The sequence below is a fragment of the Mycobacterium sp. E3247 genome, assembly GCF_001667785.1.
Classification (GTDB): domain Bacteria; phylum Actinomycetota; class Actinomycetes; order Mycobacteriales; family Mycobacteriaceae; genus Mycobacterium.
The window spans coordinates 1-24024 of record NZ_LZJG01000300.1; the positions used below are offsets into that span (position 1 = coordinate 1).

At 65.8% G+C, this 24024-nt stretch carries 26 protein-coding genes; 8 read left to right on the forward strand and 18 right to left on the reverse strand.

Annotated elements, in window-relative coordinates:
- Window positions 1-65 precede the first annotated feature (65 nt).
- The 7 genes from A9X04_RS16275 to A9X04_RS16305 form a co-directional block, all read right to left on the reverse strand.
- Entirely contained in the window at window positions 66-260 is a 195-nt protein-coding gene (locus A9X04_RS16275; RefSeq protein ID WP_156764385.1) for a VOC family protein, read from the reverse strand.
- 67 nt (window positions 261-327) lie between these two features.
- Window positions 328-2232 carry a YhgE/Pip domain-containing protein gene (locus A9X04_RS16280; protein WP_067922337.1) on the reverse strand — a complete coding sequence of 635 codons (1905 nt, stop codon included), beginning with the start codon at window positions 2230-2232 and terminating at the stop codon, window positions 328-330.
- A 2-nt stretch (window positions 2233-2234) separates the two neighbouring features.
- The gene (locus A9X04_RS16285; protein WP_067922340.1) at window positions 2235-2912 is read right to left on the reverse strand and encodes a hypothetical protein; all 678 of its coding nucleotides are present in this window, start codon (window positions 2910-2912) and stop codon (window positions 2235-2237) included.
- 13 nt (window positions 2913-2925) lie between these two features.
- Window positions 2926-3552: a TetR/AcrR family transcriptional regulator gene (locus A9X04_RS16290; protein WP_067922342.1), complete on the reverse strand. Its 627-nt coding sequence runs from the start codon at window positions 3550-3552 to the stop codon at window positions 2926-2928.
- A gap of 80 nt (window positions 3553-3632) precedes the next feature.
- Window positions 3633-3824 carry a hypothetical protein gene (locus A9X04_RS16295; protein ID WP_067922344.1) on the reverse strand — a complete coding sequence of 64 codons (192 nt, stop codon included), beginning with the start codon at window positions 3822-3824 and terminating at the stop codon, window positions 3633-3635.
- Between the two features lie 87 nt (window positions 3825-3911).
- On the reverse strand, window positions 3912-5132 hold the full coding sequence (locus A9X04_RS16300) for a cytochrome P450 (RefSeq protein ID WP_067922495.1): 1221 nt from the start codon (window positions 5130-5132) through the stop codon (window positions 3912-3914).
- An 11-nt stretch (window positions 5133-5143) separates the two neighbouring features.
- Entirely contained in the window at window positions 5144-6166 is a 1023-nt protein-coding gene (locus tag A9X04_RS16305) for an LLM class F420-dependent oxidoreductase (RefSeq protein WP_067922347.1), read from the reverse strand.
- A gap of 85 nt (window positions 6167-6251) precedes the next feature.
- Between A9X04_RS16305 and A9X04_RS16310 the strand changes: the two genes are divergently transcribed.
- Window positions 6252-7748: an acyl-CoA carboxylase subunit beta gene (locus A9X04_RS16310; RefSeq protein ID WP_067922350.1), complete on the forward strand. Its 1497-nt coding sequence runs from the start codon at window positions 6252-6254 to the stop codon at window positions 7746-7748.
- An 83-nt stretch (window positions 7749-7831) separates the two neighbouring features.
- On the opposite strand, the gene A9X04_RS16315 is transcribed toward A9X04_RS16310, so the two are convergent.
- Genes A9X04_RS16315 through A9X04_RS16325 form a run of 3 tightly spaced genes read right to left on the reverse strand, consistent with a single transcriptional unit; the run spans window position 7832 to window position 10370 of the window.
- On the reverse strand, window positions 7832-8875 hold the full coding sequence (locus A9X04_RS16315; protein ID WP_067922498.1) for a TIGR03857 family LLM class F420-dependent oxidoreductase: 1044 nt from the start codon (window positions 8873-8875) through the stop codon (window positions 7832-7834).
- Complete coding sequence (locus A9X04_RS16320) at window positions 8872-9252, reverse strand: nuclear transport factor 2 family protein (protein WP_067922353.1); 381 nt, start codon at window positions 9250-9252, stop codon at window positions 8872-8874. Before A9X04_RS16320 ends, A9X04_RS16315 begins: the two co-directional genes overlap by 4 nt.
- Window positions 9252-10370 (reverse strand): PHB depolymerase family esterase, encoded by a 1119-nt coding sequence (locus A9X04_RS16325; RefSeq protein ID WP_067922356.1) that lies wholly within the window; start codon window positions 10368-10370, stop codon window positions 9252-9254. The genes A9X04_RS16320 and A9X04_RS16325 overlap by 1 nt, the downstream gene beginning before the upstream one ends.
- Window positions 10371-10538: 168 nt before the next feature.
- On the opposite strand from A9X04_RS16325, the gene A9X04_RS16330 reads away from it, so the two are divergent.
- The 5 genes from A9X04_RS16330 to A9X04_RS16350 all read left to right on the forward strand — a co-directional run bounded on the left by A9X04_RS16330 (window position 10539) and on the right by A9X04_RS16350 (window position 15916).
- Entirely contained in the window at window positions 10539-11099 is a 561-nt protein-coding gene (locus A9X04_RS16330; protein WP_067922359.1) for a cysteine hydrolase, read from the forward strand.
- Window positions 11096-11716, forward strand: coding sequence for a PaaI family thioesterase (locus tag A9X04_RS16335; RefSeq protein ID WP_067922501.1), 621 nt, complete (start codon window positions 11096-11098; stop codon window positions 11714-11716). The genes A9X04_RS16330 and A9X04_RS16335 overlap by 4 nt, the downstream gene beginning before the upstream one ends.
- 8 nt (window positions 11717-11724) lie before the next feature.
- Window positions 11725-13377 (forward strand): acyl-CoA synthetase, encoded by a 1653-nt coding sequence (locus tag A9X04_RS16340; RefSeq protein ID WP_067922362.1) that lies wholly within the window; start codon window positions 11725-11727, stop codon window positions 13375-13377.
- A gap of 97 nt (window positions 13378-13474) precedes the next feature.
- Window positions 13475-14677 carry a cytochrome P450 gene (locus A9X04_RS16345; protein WP_067922365.1) on the forward strand — a complete coding sequence of 401 codons (1203 nt, stop codon included), beginning with the start codon at window positions 13475-13477 and terminating at the stop codon, window positions 14675-14677.
- Between the two features lie 21 nt (window positions 14678-14698).
- Window positions 14699-15916 (forward strand): CaiB/BaiF CoA-transferase family protein, encoded by a 1218-nt coding sequence (locus A9X04_RS16350; RefSeq protein ID WP_067922503.1) that lies wholly within the window; start codon window positions 14699-14701, stop codon window positions 15914-15916.
- A gap of 210 nt (window positions 15917-16126) precedes the next feature.
- Here A9X04_RS16350 and trxA read toward each other — a convergent pair whose 3' ends face one another.
- Together trxA and A9X04_RS16360 are read right to left on the reverse strand one after the other, a co-directional pair.
- The gene (trxA, locus tag A9X04_RS16355) at window positions 16127-16501 is read right to left on the reverse strand and encodes a thioredoxin (protein WP_067922367.1); all 375 of its coding nucleotides are present in this window, start codon (window positions 16499-16501) and stop codon (window positions 16127-16129) included.
- A gap of 52 nt (window positions 16502-16553) precedes the next feature.
- On the reverse strand, window positions 16554-16934 hold the full coding sequence (locus A9X04_RS16360; protein WP_067922370.1) for a carboxymuconolactone decarboxylase family protein: 381 nt from the start codon (window positions 16932-16934) through the stop codon (window positions 16554-16556).
- Window positions 16935-17141: 207 nt separating this feature from the next.
- On the opposite strand from A9X04_RS16360, the gene A9X04_RS16365 reads away from it, so the two are divergent.
- Window positions 17142-18599: an NAD(P)/FAD-dependent oxidoreductase gene (locus A9X04_RS16365; RefSeq protein WP_067922373.1), complete on the forward strand. Its 1458-nt coding sequence runs from the start codon at window positions 17142-17144 to the stop codon at window positions 18597-18599.
- An 11-nt stretch (window positions 18600-18610) separates the two neighbouring features.
- Window positions 18611-18784 carry a hypothetical protein gene (locus A9X04_RS16370; RefSeq protein WP_156751764.1) on the forward strand — a complete coding sequence of 58 codons (174 nt, stop codon included), beginning with the start codon at window positions 18611-18613 and terminating at the stop codon, window positions 18782-18784.
- A 67-nt stretch (window positions 18785-18851) separates the two neighbouring features.
- Here A9X04_RS16370 and A9X04_RS16375 read toward each other — a convergent pair whose 3' ends face one another.
- From A9X04_RS16375 to A9X04_RS16400, 6 genes are all read right to left on the reverse strand, one after another.
- Window positions 18852-19703, reverse strand: a complete 852-nt coding sequence (locus A9X04_RS16375) for a hypothetical protein (RefSeq protein ID WP_156764386.1) — start codon at window positions 19701-19703, stop codon at window positions 18852-18854.
- Window positions 19700-20551: a hypothetical protein gene (locus A9X04_RS16380; protein WP_156751762.1), complete on the reverse strand. Its 852-nt coding sequence runs from the start codon at window positions 20549-20551 to the stop codon at window positions 19700-19702. Before A9X04_RS16380 ends, A9X04_RS16375 begins: the two co-directional genes overlap by 4 nt.
- Window positions 20552-20763: 212 nt before the next feature.
- Window positions 20764-21129, reverse strand: coding sequence for a hypothetical protein (locus A9X04_RS16385; RefSeq protein WP_197509190.1), 366 nt, complete (start codon window positions 21127-21129; stop codon window positions 20764-20766).
- Window positions 21130-21411: 282 nt separating this feature from the next.
- Entirely contained in the window at window positions 21412-22176 is a 765-nt protein-coding gene (locus tag A9X04_RS16390; protein WP_197509191.1) for a hypothetical protein, read from the reverse strand.
- A 200-nt stretch (window positions 22177-22376) separates the two neighbouring features.
- On the reverse strand, window positions 22377-22709 hold the full coding sequence (locus tag A9X04_RS16395) for a hypothetical protein (protein ID WP_156764387.1): 333 nt from the start codon (window positions 22707-22709) through the stop codon (window positions 22377-22379).
- A 90-nt stretch (window positions 22710-22799) separates the two neighbouring features.
- Window positions 22800-24017, reverse strand: a complete 1218-nt coding sequence (locus A9X04_RS16400) for an acyl-CoA dehydrogenase family protein (RefSeq protein ID WP_067922387.1) — start codon at window positions 24015-24017, stop codon at window positions 22800-22802.
- Window positions 24018-24024 lie beyond the last annotated feature (7 nt).

The window sequence follows — 24024 nt, forward strand, 5'->3', positions numbered from 1 at the left end:
CGCTTCGCGCAGTCGTGCGGCGACTTCACGGCCGATCCCGGACGCGCCTCCGGTAACCAGCGCCGTCACTGCGCCGGTCCGATCAGCTCGACCAGTACGCCGTCGGGCGGGGTGATGACGGCCGTCGGCATTGTCTTCCCGGCGGCAGCCGGCGCGGTGATTCGATGAACACCGTCGACGAGTCCGGGGCCGTCGCGCCAGAACTGCTTCGAGCGTTCGACGTCGGCCGTACGGATCGCGGCATGGTGAACACCCAACATCGGCTTCCTCTCGATTGCAGAACTGTCCACCATCATGCAACGTCGATTGTTGACGCGGAACTTTTGCCTACATCTTGATCGCGGGTATCAGCCTGCTCAGATTCCAGACCCGGTCTCTTCGCGCGCACAGGCAGGAGATCGCCAGTGCGACAGCCGCTATCCCAGCAAGCACGATGATCGCCTGCCATAGTCTGGCGTCGATGCCGCCGAGTATGAGCTGCCGGAGCCCGTTGACGCCATAGGTCATCGGGTCGAAGCGGTGCAAGACCTGGAAAGGCCGCGACGTGGTTTCCACGGGATACATGCCGCCCGCGCTGACCAACTGCAACATAAGCAGAGCCATGATCAGCACCCGGCCCACCGCAGGACCGACGAGTGCGTTGATCGCCTGCGTCGCGGCCACGAACACGCCGGATATCAGCATCATGAACCCCAGCATCGCCGCTGGGTGCACGGCGTGCACCCCGAGGGCGAACCGGACCACGCAGTAGAGAATGACGGCTTGGAATACCGCGATCGCGGCGGCCGGCAGGTAGCTGGCGAGCACCACGCGGATCGCGAGCACCTCGGCGGCGATCGCGCGACTCTGCAAGGGCCGCAGCACCATCCACAGCACCAAGGCACCAAAGAACAAGGCGAGGGTGAGGAAGAACGGAGCCATCCCGGTGCCGAAGTTGGGCGCGGCGTTCTCATGTGAAGCTTCGAGTTGCACCGGACCTCCGATAGTGTCGGCGACCGCATCCTTTTGCTGGGTTGTCCAGTTGGGCACCTGCTTGGCCCCGTCGGCGAGTTTGGTCGCCAGCTCGGCCGATCCCGTCTTGAGTTGTCGTGCGCCGTCGTCGAGTTTGGCGATGCCGCCGGCCAATTCGGCATTGCCGGTGGCAACCTGCTGGGCTCCGTCGCGCAGCTGGGTCAGCTTGTTCGTCAGCTCCTGTCCCTTGCTTCCGACCTGGTCGAGCGCCGACCCGAGCGGACTGCCCGGGGTACGCAACCCCGCTGTCAAGGCGATCGCGGCGTTCTGCGCATCGGTGAGCTGCTGGCGAATCTGGGGCGTGAACTGGTGACCCCGGAGCTGATCTTGGATGCCGCGCAGGTTGTTCGCCAGCGGATCCTGTCGCGCGGAGAGCTGATCGATCACCGATGAAAGCGAGTTTGCGGCGGCATCCTGCGCTGTGGCGATGGCACCGATCTGGTCGTTGGCCTGCTGAAGCGCGGCCGCGCCCTGTTGCAGTTGCTGCGTGCTGCCGCCGATTTCCGACACCGCCTTGCTCACCGCCAGCAGCGGGTCCGTGGCCTGGTTGATTCCGTCTGACAGTTGCTTGGCCCCCGTGGCAAGCGTTGCCGAGCCGGACCGGGCGGTGTCCAGACCGGCCACCAGCTGACCGGCGCCGTCATCGAGTTGAGCGGCACCGTCGGCGGCCTGCTTGATACCCGCTCCCGACGAAACCACCACCGACAGCATCTGATTGACGGCTTGGCCCGAGATTCGGCTGGACACGGCGTTGAGCACCTGGCCGATGGCGGTGCGACCGATACTCGTCGAGATGTAGTTGTTGGCGTCGTTGTAGACGGCGATCAGGTTGGCCTTCTTGGGTTGCCCGGTCACCGGTGATGCGATCGCCGCGCTGAAGTCCGGCGGCAACTCGACCATGAAGTAGTACTTGCCGTGGTCGACTCCGTTGCGCGCCTCCGGCAAGTCCACGACGTGCCAGTCCAAACCGCCGTCCGCGGTCAGACTCTTGGCGATCTCCGCGCCGGCGTTGAATTGCTGCCCGGACACGACAGCGCCACGGTCGGAGTTGACCAGCGCCACCGGCATCTTGTTGGTGTGGCCGAAGGGATCCCAGAACGCCCACAGGTAGAGCGCCCCGTACACCAGCGGCAGCAGCATCAGCACGATGATGGCCACGCGCGTCAATCGGCTGCGGCCGAAACGTTTGATCTCCGAGCCGAATGCGAGTCCAGCCAGCATCTTCAGTCCTCTCCGGTCAGGATCCGATGATCGTGTAGTTCGTGGTCGGGCGCGTCCGTGCCGAGCGGGTTGGTCACCCCGACGACAACGGTGCGGCGCTTGGCGATCTCGCCGAGCCTGTCGACCGCGATCGCTCGCCGGGAATTGTCGCGAACCTGTTCGAGGTCGCCGACCACCAGGATCGGACGGTTCGACAGCAACGCCAGCGTGATTCGGAGAAAAAACAGCTCCAGGTCTGACAATTCAACGATGTAGGTGTCATGGGACGGTGGGGGTATTTCGCCGAAGACCTCGGTCAGCTCGGCCGGACCCGATTGCAGCGGCACCGATGAATACCACGGCGCCAGCCAACGGCGTTGCTCGGCGAGCACGGTCCCCACGGTCACCGATTCCTCCAGGTCGTCGATGTCTTCGAAGGCCGCGATCGAGCAGTGCCGACGGATCGCGCGCGCGGTCGTTTCGCCGAGGACGGTCAGCGTGCCGTGGCTCGGTTTGAAACGTCCCGCGAGCGTCAGCAACAGCGCGGTCTGGCCGGGTCCGCCGGGCATCTGAATCGCGTGAAACCCCGGCGTCAGGGCCAGGTTGACCCCCGAGAACAGCGGCCCGTGCTCGCCGTCGACCCCCAATCCGGCGGCGGTGATCACGGGCGCGATGTCGTCCGGTTCGTCTTTGGCATCCATGGTGTGGCTTTCCCTAATCGCCGGAATTCGGAATCGATTCCAGCAGTGCGGTGATCAGTTGTGCGAGCAGATCGGGGTTGATGGTTCCCGGACGCAGCACCTCTTCCATCGCGACGCCCAGGTTGAGGGTGACGACGAGCTGGGCGATGTCGGTCAGCCGCCGGTCGCCCGGCACGGTGTCGGTCGATTCGACGATGTGCAGCGCCTGGTCGGCCGCGGCGCGACGGCGCTCGATCAGGCGTTCCCGAATCTGCGGATCGCGTTGGGCGCGCAGCCAGTACTCGACGAGCAGCACGTAGTAGTCGGAATTGTCGCGGACCGAGTCGAGCACCGACCGGCTCACCTCGCGCGCGGCCGCGGTGGTGTCGCCGTCGCTGCGGTCCAGCGCTACCGCGATCTGCTCGCCGCGCATCTCGAACTCGCGGTCGAGCAGGGCCAGGAACAGCTCGTCCTTCGACTCGAAGTTGGAATAGACCGCGCCCTTGGTGAAGCCCGCGGCCTGACCGATCGCGTCGATGGTGGCGCCGGCGAAACCCTCGGCGGCGAACACCTTCGACGCCGCATCCAGGATTCGGTCGCGAACCTCGCCCCGGGTGGGGCGGGTGCGAAGCGGTTTGACGGGCGACATGGTCAACAGCATACCCTTCAGTATCGAGTGGATACCAGCTGGTATCGAGGGAGGCGCGGAGCGGGCCACTTCGGGCTGGATCCCGCGATCGCCTAAGCGAGCTTGGCCAAGGTGCGATCCCACAGCTCGCGCGCGAGCACGGGATCGTCGGCCGCGCGGTTCGCCCTGGCGACTTGGCCCTTCGCGTAGTACTCGCCGGGGGACCAGTCGAGGCCTGGTGTGGTGGAGGCCAGCCAGACCAGCTGGTCCGCGCCTCGATCCGGGGTCTTGATGAGGCGGCTCACCGGGCTGCGTTGCAGTCCTCCCGGGGAAGGTGCCGACCGGGATGGTCGCACACGCTGACTAAGCGGGTTGCTCAGCCCGGCCGCCGCTCAGGCCAGCGCGTAGCGCACCGGCAGGTGCTTGAGGCCGCCCACGAATGTGGTGGCGACCAACTCCGGCTCCCCGGTCAGCTCAATGGATTTCAGCCTGGGCAACAGCTCGGTGAAGAAGCTGTTGACCTCCATGCGGGCCAGGGCGGCGCCCATGCAGAAGTGCACCCCGTAGCCGAAGGCCAGGTGTTTGTTGGGGTCACGCCCGACATCGAAGCGGAACGGCTCGGTGAAAACCTCCTCGTCGCGGTTGGCCGACACGTAGGACAGCAGCAGTGAATCGCCGGCCGCGATGGGCACCCCCCGCACGGTGGTGTCTTCGGCTGCGGTGCGCATGAATTCCTTGACCGGGGTCACCCAGCGGATCATCTCCTCGGTGGCCAGTGGCATCAGGTCGAGGTTGTCGCGCAGTCGCGCAAGCTGGCCGGGGTTTTCGATGAGCGCGTGCAGGCCGCCCGAGATGGTCGCGCTGGTGGTGTCGTGGCCGGCGGTGGCGACGATGAGGTAGTACGACACCGTGTCGATGTCCGACAGCGGCTCGCCATCGACGCGGGCGTTGGCGATGGCGGACGCGAGATCCTCGGTCGGGTGCTCGCGGCGCGAATCGGTCACCTTGTTGAAGTACTGGAACATGTCGAATAATGCCGGCAGCTGGTCCTCGTTGGTGGCGCCGCGCTTGAATTCGGAGTCGTCGCTGCCGAACAATTCCTGGGTCAACTTGAGCATCCGGGGGAAATCCGCCTCCGGCAGGCCCAGCAGCGACATGATCACGTAGAGCGGGTAATTGACCGCCACTTCCTGGACGAAGTCACACTCGGGACCCGCGGCCATCATCTTGTCGACGTAGATCTTGGCCAACTCGTCGACGCGAACCCTCAACGCCCGCATCGCCTTTGGCCGGAACCAGTCGGAGCCGATCGCGCGCACCACCCGATGCTGTGGATCGTCGAGGTGGATCAGCGTGCGCACGCCCGCGGCCGCCTGCATCTCGTCGCCCTCGGCCGTCGTCAGGACGGGGCGGGGCCAGTTGGTGAACAGCGTGTTCTCGCGTTCGATGTCCATGATGTCAGCGTGCTTGGTGATCGCCCAGAAGGGCCGGTAATCCGGCACCTCGACCCACGACACCGGTGCGTTCACGCGCAGGTGAGTCAGCGCCGCGTGCAGTCGCCGCTCGTCGGTGTACGCCAGGGGGTCAGCCAACAACCGTCCGGCGTCATCCATCGTGGCTGCGGTCATCGGCGAAACTCCTTCATCGCGGCGGTTATACAGGCATGAGTGGCGTTGTAGAAGATCGGTAGCACACGGTCGACCGCGCCCTCACAACGACTTTTCAGGGCGGCGCCGACCGTGTCGACGGGGCCCACGACCGCGAAAGCCGCGAGCATTTCGTCGTCGATCAGCGATCCCATCGCATCCCATTCACCTTGCTTGGACAGCAGGTTCAACTCGGTGTGCAAGTCGCCCCAGCCGTGCAGCGCAAGCACTTTCTGGTATGCGGGCGTGGATCCGTAGAAGGCGATCTGCTTTCGGGTGGCCGTCATCGCCGCCGCCAGCTCCGCTTCGTTCTCGCCGGTCGCCACCATCACCTCGCACGACACCTGGAAGTCGGCGCGGTCGCGGCCGCCGCGCTGCATGCCCCGCAACAACGCCGGCATCGTCACTTCGTCGAGGTAGCGCCTGGACACCATCGGGTGACCGAGGTGTCCGTCGCCCACCTCGCCGCACATCTCGGTCATCGCTTCGCCCACCGCGGCGATGAACACCTTGGGGGCCGGATACGGCTGGGGCTCCGGTGTGAACATCGGGGTCATGATCTTGTGGGTGTAGAAGTCTCCCTCGAAACGCAACTTGCCGTCGTCGTGCCACGCGGACCAGATCGCGTGCAGGGCGGCGACGAACTCCCGCATGCGACGGGCGGGATGACTCCACGGCATGCTGAAGCGCTTTTCGATGTGGGGCTGAATCTGGGTGCCCAGACCGAGGATGAACCGGCCCTGCGAGTACGCCTGTAGGTCCCAACCGATGTTGGCGACGATCATCGGATTGCGGGCGAAAGCCACCGCGATGTTGGTGCCGAGTTCGAGCCGCGACGTGTGTTCGGCGGCCAGCAGTAGCGGCAGAAACGGGTCATGACTGGTTTCTGCCGTCCAGCCGCCGTCGTATTCCTCGCGTTCCAGGGCGACCGCCGCATCGGTCACCCGCGCCAGCTGATTGGGAATGCCCCCGTCGACCTTGAGGCGGGCGGCGTCGGCCATGCGGGTAACTTTACAGTAAGCAATCCAGTATGTGACCCCGCAGATCTACTCGCGAGACGAAACTCCCATGAGGTAGGACATAGGCATGACAAAACCCCCGGATTGGGAGGAGACGCTCGAGGACCTCGACCGGCGCCGTCAGAAAGCGCGGGAGATGGGCGGTCCGGAACGGCTCGACAAGCACCGCGGCAAGGGCAAGCTCGACGCCCGCGCGCGCATCGGCCGCCTGGTCGACCCGGGGAGCTTCCGCGAAATCGGCACGCTGGTCGGCGGCGACATCGCGGCCGACGGGCTGGTCGTCGGCTCCGGATCGATCAACGGTTCGCCGGTGATGTTGGGCTCGGAGGACTTCACCACCATGGCCGGCAGCATCGGACCCGGCGGTAACTCCAAGCGCTACCGCATCGCCGAACTCGCGCTGCGCGACAAGGTTCCCCTGGTGATGTTGCTCGAAGGCGCCGGTTTTCGTCCTGGCGGTGGGCATTACGGCCGGAGCCCGACCGACCTGCTCGCCCAGGCGCAGTGTTCGGGCCGGGTACCGACCGTCGCCGCCGTGCTCGGCCCGTCGGCCGGACACGGTGCGCTCGTCGCCCCGGTCTGCGACTTCCGGATCATGAGCAGACAGGGAGCGATCTTCACCGCCGGACCGCCGGTGGTCAAAGAGTCCACCGGAGAAGAGATCTCGAAGGAGGACCTCGGCGGACCCGTCACCGCCCTGCCGAGCGGGGTGATCCACAACGTCGCCGAAGACGACGAAGCCGTGATCGCCGATATTCGCCGGTACCTGTCGTACTTCCCGCCGAGCGCGTGGTCGTACCCGGCACCGCTGCCGCCGGACGAGGCCAGCGGGCCACGTGCGACGCCCGAACTGCTCAACATCGTCTCCCGCGACAACCGCCGCGTCTACGACATGCGCGCCGTGCTCGACGTGGTCTTCGACCGGCCCGACTGGTTCGAGGTCCAGCCGCAGTACGGCAAGGCGATCATCTGCGCGTTGGCTCATCTCGGTGGCCACCCGGTCGCGGTCGTCGCGAATCAGCCCAATGTGCTCGCGGGCTCCATCGATGCCGACGCGGCGGACAAGGCGGCACATTTCATCATGGTGGCCGACTCGTTCCACCTGCCCATCGTGTTCCTTGCCGACAACCCGGGCATGCTGCCCGGCAGTCGGTCCGAACGCAGCGGCGTGCTGCGTGCCGGTGCGCGGATGTTCGCCGCGCAGACGACGGCGACCACGGTCAAATTGCACATCACATTGCGCAAGGCATACGGATTTGGCTCCATGGTCATGTCGCTGTTGGGTTTCGATCACCAGAGCGCGACCTTCGCGTACCCGGGCGCGACTATGGGCGCCATGAGCGCGGCGGCGTTGGGACGGGCGACGCATGCCGGTGAGGACGTCACCGCGAAGCTACGTGACGCCGAGTTGCAGGCGTCCTATCGCTCGGCCGAACATCTGGGCTTCGACGAACTCATCGATCCCCGCGAGACCCGCGACGCCCTGCTGAGTTCACTGCTTCGCGGCCTGTCCAGCAGGCAGGCCGTGGCGGAGCCGGTCAGTCGGACCGTCATCCTGCCCTAGCGCGCGAGTTCCCTTGGGCGCGAACGTGCGTGCCTGCTCACGACACGCCGGTGCAACGTGTCGTTACGCGCACGCTCGAGGCGTTAGGCTCCCGCCCGGTACGCCGCGATGACGGGCTCCAGTTCGTCCGGCGTCGCGCCGTGCATGATCACCGCGTCGGCCCCGTAGTCGAATTCCTTGCGGACGCGCCCCGCGCATTGCCGGGCCGACCCGGTGGCCGACGGTTCCAGCCACTCGTCGGGAATCAACGTCGCGATGTGCTCGATCTGCTCGGCCGTGGCCTTGTGGTCGATCCCGCCCGCGATCGAGGTCACCACGGGGTCTTCCCGGAAGCGTTGCAGCACAGCGGGATCCCAGTCGTTCGTCCGCACCATCAGGTCGCCGTAGCCCTGCAGATAGGTGGCCAGGCGCGCGACCGTCTTCTTCAGCCGAAGCCCCTCGGGGAGGTGGTCACCGACCGTGGCGAAGCACGACCACACCCGGACGCTGTCCGGGTCGCGGCCGGCCTTCTCAGCCGCGGACTTGACGGTCTTGACGCAGCGCCGCAGCGTCTCGGGGGTGAAGTAGGTGTGCAGGATGACGTCGTCGAAGACCCGGCCCCCGAGCGCGAGCGTCTTGGGCCCGAAGGCCACCAGCGCCAACAGGATGTCCTCGTCGAAGTCCGAGTCGAGGAACAGGATCGGGTATTTGCCCATGGGCCCGTCGTGGTTGAAGATCAGCTCCCCGCGCCACAGGCGGCGCATGACCTGTGCCCAGTCTTCCATCTGCGCGGTGGTGACCGCCGGTATGCCGAACGCGCCGTAGATCGCCGCGATCCCGCGGCCGATACCGAGCGTGAAGCGCCCGCCGGAGAGCCGGTGCATGGTGGTGGCCCACGACCCGGTGATCAGCGGGTGGCGGGTGTTGTGATTGGTTGCCGCGGTGGCGATCTGCATCCTGTTCGTCACCGCGCACGCGGCGCCGACGAGGGACGACGCCTCCTTGACGTTCCAGCGCTCGGAGATGAAGGCGGTGCCCATGCCGAGATCCTCGCCGCGGCGGGCCTCGTCCATCAACGCCGCCGGGCCTTCTCCACCGGCACCGGCCAGCAGGTAGTACCCCAACTCATCAAGCGTGCGATCGCTCAACTCCAAACTCCTTGTTTGTAGCCGCAATTCCAGACTTCGGCGATCTTCCCATCGACGACGCGGAACACCTCGATGCTGGCGACGTTGGTTTCGGTGCCGCCCTTGGCGGTCATCGACGAGTCGTAGACGATCGCGACGTGCTCGCCGTCGTCCCCGGCCACGACGATGTTCAGATCGAAGCGCAATGTGTCGAGTATCGCCCAGACGTCCTCGATCCGGTTGACCGCCTGTTGGCGGGTGAGAGTGTGCGCCTCCCCCACCTCGTGCCGGATCACGGTGTCGGCGAACAGCTCCTCGGCCAGGGTCAGGTCGCGCTCGTTCCAGACCACCAGGTTGTAGAGCTCGACGACCTCACGGGCCGTGCGTGCGGTGGCCATCAGCCGGCGACCTCGCGCAGGAACCGATCGGTCACTTTCTGCACTCGCCGGGAGAAGACGTGCCCGACGTGGCTGCCGTCATACCAGATCAGTTCGCCACCCCAACGCTCCTGCAACGCGACCGCGGGATCGCGCATGGCCATCCGGTCGTGCCAGGCGCCGACGATGAGCCGGCGATGCGGCGGCGGTGCCGGATCGACTCGCAGCGGATCGATTACCGACGTCAGTTTCGCCACCTCCGGGGATGTCAACAGGTCGCGAAAGTCGTCCTGGGACGATCCCCAGCGGCCCAGGTGGCGGGCGATCATCGCGTTCAGCCCCAGGATCGGCGTGTACAGCGCGACCGCGTCGACCTGCCTCTCCAGGTGGGACACCAACGCCGCGACCGGAGTCCCCATGGAAATCCCGGCTACCACAACCGTGCTCGCTTGAGGTTGTGCCCACCGCACCACCGCTCGGACCTCCGACACAGCGCGCATCATGCCCGCGACGTTGCCCAACGGATCCATGTCCGGGTACGCGGGCCATTCGCGGCGCCGGCAGCCGTGGCCGGGCTGCACCGGCAGCGCAACGTTGAAGCCGAGCTGGTGATGTATTCGGCCGATCCGGCTCAACAACAGGTCTTCGGTGCCGCCCTGGCCGGCGCCGTGCACCCAGATGAGCCAGGGTCTCGGGCCGTCGCGGTGCCGGCACAGGTGCACCACAGCCCTCGCCGGTCCGCCGAGTCCCTCGGCTTGCAGGGTTTGCGGCAACGCCGGATCGTGCTCGAACGCCATCCGCTCGTACGCCAGGTTGCCGACGCGGCGCCGCCGCACCGAGGTCGCGCGCAGCGGCATCGGGTCCCCGTGCGCACGGTCGATGCCCAGAGCGGACAACTCCTCTGCCGCGGCCATGCAAACAACGAGGGGCCGCATTTCCGCCGGGCTCCCACCCAGCAGCGAAAAGCCGCTCAGCACAAGCTCGTCCAGGATGACCTCGCCGAACTGTCGCACGCCACGCGGTGACACCGGAGTCCAGCCGGTCGATTCGTTCAGCCCGGCCACCGTCCGGGGCAACAACATGGCGAGCTCACGGGTCGCCTCCCTGACCAGCCCCAGCCCGCGCGTCACCTTCGACATGCCATTCCCCTACACCGGCTTTGAACCGGTATATCCGTCGGCCGCGCCCAGCGCCGTCGGCGCGACGAGCGCGATGCCCTGTGTCATTTCGCTCCTTGCCGTGCGCGGGCCGGACTGCTGAAATCTATACTGTAATCCACTTAGTATCTGGCAATCGGAGGCACCGGCGTGAAAGTGCCCTTCACCTGGAAGGTCACCGGGTGGTTCATGGTCGGGTGGTCGGCGCGCCGAGTCGCCCTGCCGAATATCGTCCGGCTGTTGCCGGCGGCCCGGGCGGCCGGTGTCCGCGTCGTGCACTGCTTGGTGCAGCGGCGGCCCGACGGGCTCGGCTCCAACCACAACGCCAAGATCTTCGCCATGGGGCACGGTCAGGTCGACATCACCCCGGGCACCCCCGGGGCGGCCGTACTGCCCGAATTGGGACCGGAACCAAGCGATCTGGTGCTCAGCCGCTGGCACGGCGTCGGGCCTATGGGCGGCACCGACCTGGACGCGATACTGCGCAACCTCGGGGTGTCCACCATCGTCGTCGTCGGGGTGTCGCTGAACATCGCCATCCCCAACGTCGTCATGGACGCCGTCAACGCCGCCTACCGCGTCGTCATGCCCCGCGATGCGGTCGCCGGCATACCCACCGAATACGGAGAGGCCATCATCGCCAACACCCTGTCGCTGCTCGCGACCATCACCACCACCGACGAATTGCTCGACGTGTGGACGCGGCCATGACCGACACCGCACCCGGTGTTCGTGGCGGATTCCCCGACGTCAAACCCGTCGAGGACGCGCCCGAGGAACTGGGTCCATTCGTCGCTGCGCTGCGCCGCCTGCAGGACCTGACCGTGTCCACCAAGCCCGACCCCGCGCTTTGGGCCGCCGCGACCATGCACCTGGGGAGCGCTTGCGCGCTGCTGGACGGCCACCAGGTCCCGGAGACCGAGTCGGTCGCCGGCCGAGTGCTGAGCCTGCCCGGGTTGGCCCACCCCTTGATGCCGCCCTGGATGGTGACCGAGTCAGGCCCCGACCGCGTAACCATGGCCGGCCACTTCACCACAGCACACATCGGCGGAAACAACGCCGTGCACGGCGGCATGATCCCGCTGTTCTACGACTGGCTGCTCGGCATGGTCGTGTCCACCGCGGACATCCGGCCGACCCGCACGGCCTATCTGCACGTCGACTATCGCAAGATCACCCCGATCGACGAGCCGCTGACCGCTCAGGGACGAATCTCCGGTATCGACGGCCGGAAGGTTTTCATTGACGCTACTATGACAGCCGCCGATGGAACCTTGCTCAGCGAAGCCAACGGCCTGATGGTCCGCTTGCTACCCCACCAGCCGTGAGAGGCCTGATGTCCGACACCGCAACACAATTCACTGTCCCCGCGGTCGCGAAGGCCGTGGCGGCCGCGATTCCCGACCGGGAGTTGCTGATCCAGGGTGAACGGCGGTACACATACGCACAGGTGCTCGAACGGTCGCACCGCCTCGCCGCGTACCTGCACTCCCGTGGGCTGGGCTGCCACACCGAACGCTCCGGGATCCCCGGCCACGAGGCCGGTCAGGACCTGCTCGGCATCTACGCCTACAACGGGAACGAATTCGTCGAGGCACTGCTGGGCGCGTTTCAAGCCCGAGTCGCCCCGTTCAACGTCAACTTCCGCTACGTCAAGAGCGAGCTGCAGTATCTGTTGGCAGATTCGGGGGCGACCGCGCTGATCTACCACGCCGCATTCGCGCCACGGGTGGCCGAAATCCTGCCGGATCTCCCGCAGCTGCGGGTCCTGATCCAGATCGCCGATGACTCCGGCAACGAATTGATTTACGGTGCAGTGGATTACGAGACCATCATCGCGTCCTCCACGCCGGAGCCACCCCCGGTGCGGCCTTCGCCCGACGACCTGTACGTCCTGTACACGGGCGGTACGACAGGCATGCCGAAAGGCGTGCTGTGGCGCCAGCACGACATCTTCATGACGTCCTTCGGCGGGCGCAACCTGATGACCGGCGAGCCGTTCGGGTCCGTCGAGGAGATCGCGGCGGGAGTGGTCGCGGGCCCCGGCACCAAGTTGATGATCCTGCCGCCGCTGATGCACGGCGCGGCCCAGTGGAGCGTGATGACGGCGATCACGACCGGGCAGTCCGTCGTCTTCCCCTCGATCGTCGATCGTCTGGACGCCGACGAGGTCGTCCGCACCATCGAGCGCGAGCGCGTGACCGTGGTGACGGTGGTCGGCGACGCGATGGCCCGCCCCTTGGTCGCCGCCATCGAGAAAGGGATCGCGGACGTGTCGTCGCTAGCAGTGGTCGCCAACGGCGGCGCGCTGCTCACCCCGTTCGTCAAGCAACGGTTGATCGAAGTCCTGCCGAACGCCGTGGTCATCGACGGTGTCGGATCCTCGGAAACCGGCGCTCAGATGCACCACATGTCGACCTCGGGGGCCGTATCCACCGGCACCTTCAACGCGGGGCCGGACACGTTCGTGGCCGACGAGGATCTGGGCACCATCCTGGAACCGGGCCACGACGGGATGGGCTGGTTGGCGCAGCGCGGCTACGTCCCGCTGGGCTACAAGGGCGATGCCGCCAAGACCGCCAAGACATTTCCCGTCATCGACGGGGTGCGCTATGCGATCCCCGGAGACCGGGCCCGCCACCGCGCCGACGGCACCGTCGAACTGCTGGGCCGCGATTCGGTGACGATCAACTCGGGCGGCGAGAAGATCTTCGTCGAGGAAGTCGAGACCGCAATCGCGTCGCATCCCGCGGTGGCCGACGTGGTGGTCGCCGGACGGCCCAGCGACCGGTGGGGCCAGGAGGTCGTCGCCGTCGTCGCGCTTGCCCAAGACGCCCACACCGACGCCGAGGAGTTGGTCGCGCATGCCGGGCAGTCGTTGGCTCGCTACAAACTTCCCAAGGCGGTCGTGTTCCGCGCGGCGATCGAACGCAGCCCGTCGGGCAAGGCCGACTACCGGTGGGCGCGCGAGCAGGCGGTGAACGGCTGACGGCAGCGCAAACGCCCATATTGTCTACTGTAAGAATTACAGTATGATCTTGCGCAAGGCGCCTTGCCGTTCCCGCTGACGATGCCGGAGATCTAGGGTGACCACCGACGTGCATGCGGCAGGCCATGGCCAGACCGTCAGCCTGAGCAACCCCTACCCGTTCTTCGCGCGAAAGCGCCGCGAATCCGGGGTGTTCCGCGGGACGGTCATGGACTACTCCAAGACGCCCGAGTCGTTGATCCCCAAGCGCGAGTTCTCCGCGGTTTCGTTCGATGCGGTGAACAAGGTCTTTCGGGACGGCCGGGTGTTCAGCTCCGCGCCATACGACAAGACGATCGGCCTGTTCATGGGGCCGACCATCCTGGCGATGGAGGGAAAGAAGCATCGCGACCACCGCAACCTGGTGTCGGCGGCGTTCAAGTCCAAGGCACTGGCCCGGTGGGAGAACACCATCGTGCGGCCGATCTGCAACGCCCTGATCGACGAGTTCGCCGGCACCGGCGAAGCCGACCTGGTCCGGCAATTCACCTTCGAATTCCCCACCCGTGTCATCGCCCGGCTGCTGGGCTTGCCCGCCGACGACCTGCCGACGTTCCGTAAGCGCGCCGTGCAGCTGATCAGCTACCACGTCGACTACGAGCATGCCTTCGAGGCCTCGGCGGCGCTCAAGGACTACTTCCTGGAGCAGATCGCACTGCGCAAGTCCCGCCCCACCGAGGACATCATCGGCGACCTGGTCACGGCGGAGATCGACGGCGAAAGGCTAAGCGAGGAAGCGATTTACTCCTTCCTGCGGCTGCTGTTGCCGGCCGGGCTGGAGACCACGTACCGGTCATCGGGCAACCTGCTGTACCTGCTGCTCACCCACCCGGACCAGTTCGCCGCGGTACAGGCCGACCGCGCGCTCTTGCCGCAGGCCATCGAGGAGGGCCTGCGCTTCGAGACGCCGCTGACGACGGTCCAGCGATTCACCACCGAGGACACCGATCTCGAAGGCGTCGAGATCCCGGCGCGTTCGGTGGTCGGGGTGTGCATCCGCTCCGCGAACCGCGACGAGCGGCGCTGGCAGCACGCCGAGGAATTCGACATCTTCCGCACGCCCCTGCCGCACATCTCCTTCGCCGCCGGCGAGCACACATGTCTGGGCCTGCACCTGGCGCGGCTGGAGACCCGCGTCGCGGTCGAATGCCTGCTGGATCGGGTGACCAATGTCCGGTTGCTCACCGACGACGACCCCCACATCCACGGCCAGCCCTTCCGTTCTCCGACGGCGCTTCCCGTGACGTTCGACGCGAAGTAGGGTCCGAAAATGGTCAAAGTGATGTCGGGCTTCCGGGTCCTGGAACTTGCGCAATTCACATTCGTCCCGGCGGCGGGCGCCATCCTGGCCGATTGGGGCGCCGACGTCATCAAGGTCGAACACCCACTGCGCGGTGATACCCAACGCGGCTTCCTCAACATGGGCGGCATCCAGGTCGATCCTGAGCGGCATCCGCTGATGGAGCATCCCAACCGGGGCAAGCGCAGTGTCGGGATCGACGTGTCCACCCCAGGCGGCCAGGAGGTGATTTACGAACTGGCCAAGACCGCCGACGTCTTCCTCACCAACTACATGCCGGCGCAGCGCCAGAAGCACAGATTCGACGTGGAGCACATCCGCGCGGTGAACCCGAACATCGTGTACGCGCGCGGATCGGCATACGGCGACAAGGGCGCCGAACGTGACACGGGTGGCTACGACGGGACGGCATTCTGGACGCGCAGTGGCATCGGATACGCGCTGACGCCCGAGGAGCTGGGTGGCGCACTGGGGCAAGGCATTCCGGCATTCGGCGACTCCATCGGCGGCATGTTCATCGCCGGCGGCATCTCGGCCGCGTTGCTGCATCGCGAGCGCACCGGCGAAGCCCTCGAGCTCGACGTGTCGTTGTTGAGCACGGCCTGGTGGGCCGCGGGAGCGAGCGTGACGCAGGGCATGGAGACCGGACAGGTGATGCGCACTCCCATGCCGGGCTCCGCCACCGCGATGTCGGTGAACCCCTTCATGGGCAACTACGAAACCTCCGACGGCGGCACCATCAACCTGTGCATCATCAGCCCGACCGGATTGATCCGCGACACTTTCGAGCATCTCGGCATTCCCGAGGCGGCTGATGATCCCCGCTTTTCCGACGTGCTCCCGCTGATACAGAATGCCAACGCGGCCGCCGAATCGATCGCAAAGGCCTTCGCCGGCAAGCCCTTCGACTATTGGCGGCAACACCTGAAGACGATGAAGGGCCAGTGGGCGCCGTTCCAGAGCTTGCTCGACCTGGTCGACGACGAGCAGGCCCTGGCCAACGACATGGTCAGCGAGGTCGAGCTCGCCAGCGGCGGAAAGCCTTTCCGCGTCGTGCGCGGTCCGGTGCAGTTCAACCACGAACCCCTGGTGACCACGCGTGCGCCCCAGGCCTCCGAGCACACCGAGCTCGTGCTGATGGAACTGGGCATGGGTTGGGACCGCATCGAGGAACTGAAGGACTCGGGAGCCATTGCGTGAATGCGCCATGCCATGACTGACGTGGCGATCATCGGCGGCATTACCTAGCGATGCTCTGGCCGCAGGTGCATCGTTGATCGATCGGCACCTGCTTCATCACGCTCTCGGCGTGCGCGCCACACCCCGCCCAGGTGATCTTTCCGCAGCGCCGGCAGCGAACGGGGTAACACATGGTTGCTTCCTATCGTCCAGGGCGAAGCGAGTGCGCCACTACGCCCTCACAGCAGCTTTACGCTCGGCGATCTTGGCGTGGACCTTTTCCATGTCAAGACCCTTGACCTGATCGATCAAGTCGTCGAGCACGGCTGGTGACATCGCGCCCGGCTGACTGTAAATGAGGATGCCGTCGCGGAACGCCATGATCGTCGGCACCGAGCGGATGCCTACCGTCGCGGCCAGATCGCGCTCGGTGTCGGTGTCCACCTTGGCGTGCACGATCTCCGGGTGGTTCTGCGAGGACCGGTCGAAGACCGGCGCAAAAGCCCGGCATGGCCCACACCAAGGGGCCCAGAAGTCAACGAGCACAATCGGGTTTGCGACTACGGTCGACTCGAAATCGGCGGCGGTCAGCGTCTTGACGGTCATGGTTGCTCCTTTCGGATGATGGTGAGGATCGGGCCGAGGCGGCGGTCGCCGCTCATTGGGCCGGCCCAGCGGCGTCGTCCGCGATCTTGTCGGCGAATTCGCAAAATGCGCTGTAGGCGCGTGCCCCGTAGATCGTCGCCGGGCCACCATGCATGAGAATGCTGACGCCGATGGCCTCGGCGGCCTCTTCCTTAGATGCTCCGGCACGGGCCGCCCCCTGAGCGTGGGAGGCGATGCAGCCGTCGCATCCGGCGACGACCCCGATCGCCATCGCGATCAGCTCCTTGAACTTCTTGTCCAAGGCGCCCGAGGTCAGTGCGCCGTTGCTCATTTCGGCAAAACCCCGGTACACGTCCGGGATCATCTTGCGCAGGGCGCGGTGCTGGGGGTTGAGGTCGTCCAGCACCTGTTGATAGTGGTTGTGTTCCGTCATGCCATGTACAATACCTATACGGGTAGGGGTATTCCGCGATATGCGCCCGATTTTTTCTTCGGTGCGCATATGCCCCGGTCAATAGAGTCCATCGGCCCTAGGAACGCGTCACCGCGGGGCGCAATCTGGCCTCGGAGCGCCCGGCGTTCTCACGCGGCGGCAACCATGTCGTGCGGCGATGCCGGCGCACGGGATAGAGGAGCAACAATGGCACGAGTCGTCGTCCTCGGCGCCGGTATCGCCGGGCATACCGCCGCGCTACACCTTCGCCGGTGGCTGGGCCGCAGTCACGAAGTCGTCGTGATCTCTCCCAATGCCGACTGGAACTGGATTCCGTCCAACATCTGGGTCGGGGTCGGCCGCATGGATCCCGCCAAGGTTCTCATTCCGCTCAAACCCATCTACCGCCGCAAGGGCATCGTGTTTCATCAAGCGCTTGCCACCGCGATCCATCCGGAAGGCACCAAAGATCAGTCGGCGCCATCGGTGGACTTCACCTACACCGATGAGGAACACGGCGGCCAGAGCGGCACCATCACGTATGACTACCTCATCAATGCCACCGGGCCGCGCCTGAACTTCGCGGCCACCCCCGGACTCGGCCCCGCCGGCCACTCATACTCGGTGTGCACCGCGGCCCACGCCGTCGAGGCGGCCGAGGCGCTCGACCGGGTCATCGCCAGGCTGAAGGCCGGCGAGAACCAGCGCCTGGTCATCGGCGTCGGGCACGGCACCTGCACCTGCGAGGGCGCGGCCTTCGAATACGCCTTCAACGTCGAGCACACGTTGCGGGCCGCCGGTGTGCGGGACCTGGCCGACGTCGTCTACCTCACCAACGAGTACGAGCTGGGCGACTTCGGCGTCGGTGGCATGAGTTTCGTCGAGAAGGGCTTCGTGCAGTCCAGCCGGCTGTGGACCGAGTCGCTGTTCCGTGAGCGCGGCGTCAAAGCCATCACGCAAGCGGCCGTCCACGAGGTGATGGACGGCAAGCTGCGCTACGAACAACTGGACGGCAGAGAGCACGAGCTGGACTTCGACTTCGCCATGCTCCTACCGCCGTTCAGGGGAGCAGAACTGGCGGCATACGACAAGGACGGCAACGACATCAGCTCCGTCCTGTTCGCGCCGTCAGGCTTCATGAAGGTCGACGCGGACTACTCGGGCAAACCCTATGACGAATGGTCCGCCGAGGATTGGCCACACACCTACGAGTCCCCCGCCTACCCGAACATCTTCGCCCCGGGCATCGCGTTCGCGCCCCCGCACCCCATCTCCCGGCCGCGCACGAGTCCCAACGGGACCGTGATCACGCCCAGTCCGCCGCGCACCGGCATGCCGTCGGGCGTTATGGCCAAGACGGTCGCTGAAACCATCCGCGATCGAATCACCAAGGGAACGGCCGCGGTTGCGCACCGCGCCTCGATGTCGAGCATGGGCGCCGCATGCGTCGCCTCCGCAGGTACCGGTTTGCGCGAAGGCTCGGCCGCCGCCATGACGATGTTCCCGGTGGTACCCGATCCGGTGAAGTACCCGCAAACGGGTCGTGACATCGCCGGCACCTCCGGTGAGCTCGGGTTGGCCGGCCACTGGATCAAGCTGCTGCTGCATCATCTCTTCATTTACAAGGCGAAAGCCCGCCCATTCTGGTGGCTGATCCCCGAATGAAAGGCACTTCGATGGACGACGAAAACACCTATTCGGACGTGAACGCGCTGACGGCCGAGCGCATCGCCGATGCACCGCTGCCCACTCCGGCAACACTCCGGACGCGGCAGAACATCTTCGTGCAATTCGGGCGGTTCATCCGTATCAATCTCAAGATGCTGCGGATCATCTACGGGCACGGCTGACGGGCCGCCCAGGTGTGCGTCGACGAACTGGAGTTCGCCGTGCCATGGTGCGCTTGCTATTTCGCGTTCAAGGCATTTGGTAGGCGCACCTGCCGGGCTTGTGCTCGGTGAGCGGGACGGGTTGGCCATCGACCCGAATCGCACAGTCATGGGTACCGTTGTGGTCGGTGTAGTTCAACGCCAGAAGTTTGCTTCCGGTCACCTCCACCGTCTGCGACCACGGCGTCGAAACCCACCTGGTCGTGCTGGGCGGATACACCGGCGTGCCTGGGTCGGGGATGACCGAGAAAACGTCACCGCCGCCCAAGACCTGATAGGTAATGGTGTGTTTGCCCGGCCCGGGTGCGTTGTTTTGCGGCTGCAGCCCGCCGGTGGCGCCGACGCCCGCGTTGGCGTTCTCCTGCCACGTTTCTTGCCGTCGCTGTGGGGTGACGCACACCGCGTCGCCGTCGTATCCTTCGCGCCATACCAGGCCCGAAACACACGTCTTAGGCCCGTAAGGGCCACCGCGTGCATAGCCGTCGCCTGCGGCGGCGGCGGCATTCTCATTCTGAACCTCTTGAGCGATGCCCGGCGGCACACAAACGTTGTCGCCGGGTCGCGTCAGCCGCGGAACCTGGCCGGCGATGTCGCCGGGAATGCATCCGCCGTTGGCCGAAGCGGGCGGTGACGCGACGACAGCTCCAGCGACGGTGAGGGCAGCCGCACAGATCGGCAACATGGGTGATTGCCACGTGCCGCGAATGAGCTTGACCACAGGCGTGGGCTGCGATGCGAAGTGACTAGACATGCGAAGGCCTCCCAGGGGGTCCCGGCTGCTTCCGACGCGATGGCGGGCACGGCGGACAGAGAAATACGTTGTTTCCCAACGAATATGATGGGGCAGCGGTTTGGCGCGACTTTGCGCGTCAGAACTCACAGGCCGCCGGTGACGTCTTGTTCGACGTGGCCGAACTCGTCGTCTTGGCCATTGAACGTGCCGTGGCATGAGACCACCAAGTGATACTTGACGCCCAGCGGTGGCGCCAGGAAGTCAAGTCTGGTGGCATCATTCGGGTTGACGTTGAAGTCGCGGTGCACCGCCGGCATCAAGAGCCCGTTCTTCGGCGCGGCGTCATACGTGCACTTGCCAGGCAATGGCGAGGTGTTCTTGACGTTCACCGCCACTGACGTCGGTGACTGCTCGACATTGACCGCGACCGCGTTCTTCGGCGGCTTCGGCGCAGGAGGCGACGGATTGGGCGTCTTGGAGCAATCCGAGCCGGCAGGCAGCTCGTAGTTGCCGGTACACCGCACCGGAAGGTTGTTCGGGCTCGCTGCTGCCTTACAAGTCTGCCCAGCCGGAACGGTCGGAGTCTCCGAACCCGCCGGACACTGGACGGCCGCCGGCGGCGCTTGGGGGGCGGCGGCCGGCTTACCGAGCACGATGGCGACGGTGTCGTCGTCTCCCTTGCGGAAGAAGCCCACGCCGAAGTCCTTGTTGCTGCAGTCGTTGATGGCAGGAGTCGCTTCGCCAACGGCGCCGCGGGTAGCCCCCTCCGCGTTGTTCGCGCTCCCGAAGGGAGCGGCCAACGTGACGGCGAAGGTGCCCTTGTACTGCCCGGTCGGGGGCACCCCCGGCAGGTTGTTGCCGATGGCATGCTGCGCCTCCCCCTCCAGGGGGATGCTGTAGTTCAAAGGGGGACAAGTCGATCCTGCTCGCGCATTGTTAACCGCCTGGCGGATGGCAGCGAGTGGATCGGCGGACGCGATCGGCGCCATCGTCAACGCGAGCGCCGAAACCGTCAGCGCCGCGAACGCAACTGCAACTGCTGCCCGGGTTCTGGTCATGGTGATCTCCTTTTCGTCGCCACCCGCGCACGCCGGATGCGGCAGGCCGGCGCGTCGGTGTCCGTCCGACATGCACGACGCTAAGTGGAATGGTCAGATGCGGAAATAAGGAGAATCCCTACTCTTGCGCGTTCATTGACCTCTCGGGGCTATTTGGGTACCTGCGGGGCAATTTCGTGAGCAAGTTTCACGGCGGCGGCGTTGGCTTGCTCCGCGGAGAGCCTCAACACGGCCACCTGCACGGTGTTGACGCGATTCCCCGCGGCGAACTCGACCCCGCCGCCACCCATGTATCGCATGCCGTCCGGCCCCGGCGTGCTGGGGTCGGGGAAGCCTGCCGCCGGCGGAGGGAGCTTGTCGTTCAGGGCGGTCCCCGGATTGCTGATGGTCAATGAGACCGATTCGTCGGTCGCCGTGTTCGTCCACATGCAGTCCCCCTGATCGGGATCCTTTCCTGTCGACACCCCTGTGGCCGGAGCGCCCAGCAACGACGTAATCTCCTGTGGAGCAATCATGGAGCACGCGTCGATGCGGGTTCCTGCGTGCGGCGTGGCGTTGGCCGCCGACTGCGACGGCCCTGATCGGCCCGCAGCGTTCCCCGGCCCGCTCGACCCGCATCCGGCCATCACACACGACAGCGCGGCGACGATGACCAGTGCTTTCGTTCGGTGGACCTCACCACCGGTCGTCCGGAGCCAATACCGTGTACTGTCGGTCGCCGTACCCGCTTGTTGTCGCACAGGCGTCTCTCTTCTACTCGAATCTGGTTCACTGCAGCAATTTTCGTTCGGACGCACCTATTGCTTGGCAAGCACTACGGTAACGACGTCGACGCTGCGGTCATCGTGTCGGACGAAGCCCACACCGAAGGTCGTGTTACTGCAGTCGGCAATGGCGGGATTCGCTTTTGACGTGGCGCTTTGGATGGCCTTGATAATCGGGTCACCGGAACCCAGGAAGCCCACTTCGCCCGCCCTCAGTGCGGCGTTCTCCGTTCGCGCGTATTGCTGGGCCTCGTTTTCAAGGCTGGTCCGATACGTCAATGCTGGACAATGGGATTGGCTGCGCGCCTGGATGACAGAATCCGCCGCCACACCAAGTCCGGGACCAGGCTGCTGGTTTTGCGGCGGCGCGACTGACGGTTTGGTCGACTGGCCCAGCACGATCGTGACGACGTCGACACTGCGGTCATCGTGCCGGATGAAGCCCACCCCGAAGTCGGTGTAGTTGCAGTTCGCCAGTGCACTTTTCGCCTTGGCCATCGCGCTGTCATCAGCCTTGGCGAAGGGATCACCCGAACCGAGAAAGCCGACCACCGTCCCGGGATATCCGCCGGCCTGCGGCGGCTTTTCGGTGGTCGCGTACTGCTGCGCGATGCTGTCGAGGTCGCTACGCGCCGTCAGTCCTGGGCACGTCGTGGTGCCGCGAACATTGTTGACGTAGTCGCGCGTTTGCTGTTGATCGGCGTGGGCGATGCCGCTCGGTATTGCGCCCACGAACACGACAAGGCCGGTGATGGCGGTCGCGACCCCAAACGGTGCTGATTGTGCTGTTCTCGTCATGACGGTTTCCTTCATCAGTGTTAGACGCGCCGCCGCGCCGGCGCCCGGGCCATCCCTGCGACGGTTCGTTGTGCGCCCAGCGTTACTAGGACTGTGGTCTCAGAGGGCGTTCGGGAGAAATAGGGGATTTCCCTATCGCTGCGATGCGGTCGGGTCGAATGGCACGGACGCGGGTCGCGGGGAGCGTATGGCCGGGCGGGTCAGCGGTCCCGGAATCTCACCCATCCGACAGCCGAACTGATCCGTTGCGCTGGATCGCCGGCATCCTGGCAAACCTGGGCAACGAGCGCGGCCGACTCGGCAGCAAAGACACCGAACGCGTAATCGTCCGCCGGCACGCCCATCGCCGTCAGCAGCCGGACCTGCTTGCCATCAGTCGACACGGATGCGGCACTGGTGTTGAGACGATCAACGACGTCGCCGATCGAGTGGGCGGGCGCCTGCGGCCCGTACCACTCGACGAGGAACCCCTGTGTGTGCTCCTCGATATTCGCCATCGGCACCACGCTACCGATGCCGGCCATCGTCAACATCAGGGTTTTCCCTAGCACGTATCGGGTTCCCATTTCGGGGCTGCGAGTGCTCGGTGTAAAGCTGCACACGCCGACGTCCTCTTGCGGGGGTTACCCGTTCGCGCTGATCGAAGACACCTTCTTAACCGGCGGCGCGTACGCGGGCTTGCCCAGCCCGAGGGTGTACTGGGCGATCATGTTGCGGAAGACCTCCAGCGTGCCGCCATAGATGCCCACCAGTGGGGCGAACCGGTAGGCGTATTCGGCGCTGCCGTCGTCGGCGGCCGCCTCGGCTCCGTACGGCAACGCGGACGCGGCGCCGAGGATGTCCATCAGTTCCGGGGAGATGTCGCGCATCGTTTGTGCGATGGCCACCCGGCCGAAAATGCTCGGGGCGGCCAGCGCCACCTCGAGTCGGGCAACGCTGCGGCCCAGTCGATACGCGACCGACTTGTCTTCGATGAGTCGGCGGCCCGCGCCGTCCGTGCGCGCCACGCACGCCGCCGCCTTGTCCACCGCCTCGGACAGAAAACTGGCCTGGTGCATCATGATTGACGTATCCTGCAGACCGTCCGGGGCTGCGGCGACGGCGCCGTGCTCGACGTTGAGCGGTTCGCGCAGCACCGTCCAGCCCCCGTTCACCTCGCCCAGCCGGTATTTGTCGTCCACGCGGACGTCGCTGTAATAGACGATGTTGGTCCGGTCGCCGTCCACCGTGCGGATGCCCTGGATTTCGATGCCGGGCGAATCCAGCGGCACCAGGAACATGGTCAGGCTCTTGTGTTTCGGCGCGTCCGGGTCGGTATTGGTGATCAGGAAAACGTATTGGCAGTTATGGGCGCCGGTGGTGAACATCTTGGAGCCATTGATGACCCAGCTCGATCCAACCGCCTCCCGTACCGCGCGGGTCTTACAGGTGGCGACATCGGAGCCGCCTTCGGGCTCGGTGTAGCCGAGGCACAACCGAACCTCGCCGCTGAAGACTTTCGGGAGCACCTCCTCACGCAGTTGCGGTGACCCGAACTTGTCCACCGAGCGGGCCACCATCGCGGTTGTCCCCCACGTCACCCACGGCACATGTGCCCGCCGCTTCTCCAACTCCCAGATGCGCCGCCGCACCCGGCTGAGACCACCGTCGGACTCCGGTTTCCATTCCGCCGCCAAATAGCCTGCGGCGCCGAACTTCAGGTGCAGGCCCTCGTCGAAGTTGTCGCCGGTTTCCCTGTCGCGGCGCCTGACCTCTTCGGTCATGTGCGTGGCCAGAAAGCTGCGCGCTTCGTCGCGGAATGCCTCGTCGGCTTCGGACAGCTCGACGCGGGAGAAATCCATCGTGTTG

Excerpts from the sequence above, each read along its gene's own strand:
- A9X04_RS16320 (WP_067922353.1), bottom strand. The coding sequence starts at position 9,252 with ATGGCCACCGCACGCACGGCCCGTGAGGTCGTCGAGCTCTACAACCTG.
- A9X04_RS16340 (WP_067922362.1), top strand. The coding sequence starts at position 11,725 with ATGTCCGACACCGCAACACAATTCACTGTCCCCGCGGTCGCGAAGGCC.
- A9X04_RS16395 (WP_156764387.1), bottom strand. The coding sequence starts at position 22,709 with ATGTTGACGATGGCCGGCATCGGTAGCGTGGTGCCGATGGCGAATATC.
- A9X04_RS16305 (WP_067922347.1), bottom strand. The coding sequence starts at position 6,166 with ATGGCCGACGCCGCCCGCCTCAAGGTCGACGGGGGCATTCCCAATCAG.
- A9X04_RS16365 (WP_067922373.1), top strand. The coding sequence starts at position 17,142 with ATGGCACGAGTCGTCGTCCTCGGCGCCGGTATCGCCGGGCATACCGCC.
- trxA (WP_067922367.1), bottom strand. The coding sequence starts at position 16,501 with ATGACCGTCAAGACGCTGACCGCCGCCGATTTCGAGTCGACCGTAGTC.
- A9X04_RS16385 (WP_197509190.1), bottom strand. The coding sequence starts at position 21,129 with ATGATTGCTCCACAGGAGATTACGTCGTTGCTGGGCGCTCCGGCCACA.
- A9X04_RS16275 (WP_156764385.1), bottom strand. The coding sequence starts at position 260 with ATGTTGGGTGTTCACCATGCCGCGATCCGTACGGCCGACGTCGAACGC.
- A9X04_RS16300 (WP_067922495.1), bottom strand. The coding sequence starts at position 5,132 with ATGGATGACGCCGGACGGTTGTTGGCTGACCCCCTGGCGTACACCGAC.
- A9X04_RS16370 (WP_156751764.1), top strand. The coding sequence starts at position 18,611 with ATGGACGACGAAAACACCTATTCGGACGTGAACGCGCTGACGGCCGAG.
- A9X04_RS16310 (WP_067922350.1), top strand. The coding sequence starts at position 6,252 with ATGACAAAACCCCCGGATTGGGAGGAGACGCTCGAGGACCTCGACCGG.
- A9X04_RS16390 (WP_197509191.1), bottom strand. The coding sequence starts at position 22,176 with ATGACGAGAACAGCACAATCAGCACCGTTTGGGGTCGCGACCGCCATC.
- A9X04_RS16285 (WP_067922340.1), bottom strand. The coding sequence starts at position 2,912 with ATGGATGCCAAAGACGAACCGGACGACATCGCGCCCGTGATCACCGCC.
- A9X04_RS16400 (WP_067922387.1), bottom strand. The coding sequence starts at position 24,017 with ATGGATTTCTCCCGCGTCGAGCTGTCCGAAGCCGACGAGGCATTCCGC.
- A9X04_RS16350 (WP_067922503.1), top strand. The coding sequence starts at position 14,699 with ATGTCGGGCTTCCGGGTCCTGGAACTTGCGCAATTCACATTCGTCCCG.
- A9X04_RS16290 (WP_067922342.1), bottom strand. The coding sequence starts at position 3,552 with ATGCTGTTGACCATGTCGCCCGTCAAACCGCTTCGCACCCGCCCCACC.
- A9X04_RS16280 (WP_067922337.1), bottom strand. The coding sequence starts at position 2,232 with ATGCTGGCTGGACTCGCATTCGGCTCGGAGATCAAACGTTTCGGCCGC.
- A9X04_RS16335 (WP_067922501.1), top strand. The coding sequence starts at position 11,096 with ATGACCGACACCGCACCCGGTGTTCGTGGCGGATTCCCCGACGTCAAA.
- A9X04_RS16360 (WP_067922370.1), bottom strand. The coding sequence starts at position 16,934 with ATGACGGAACACAACCACTATCAACAGGTGCTGGACGACCTCAACCCC.
- A9X04_RS16325 (WP_067922356.1), bottom strand. The coding sequence starts at position 10,370 with ATGTCGAAGGTGACGCGCGGGCTGGGGCTGGTCAGGGAGGCGACCCGT.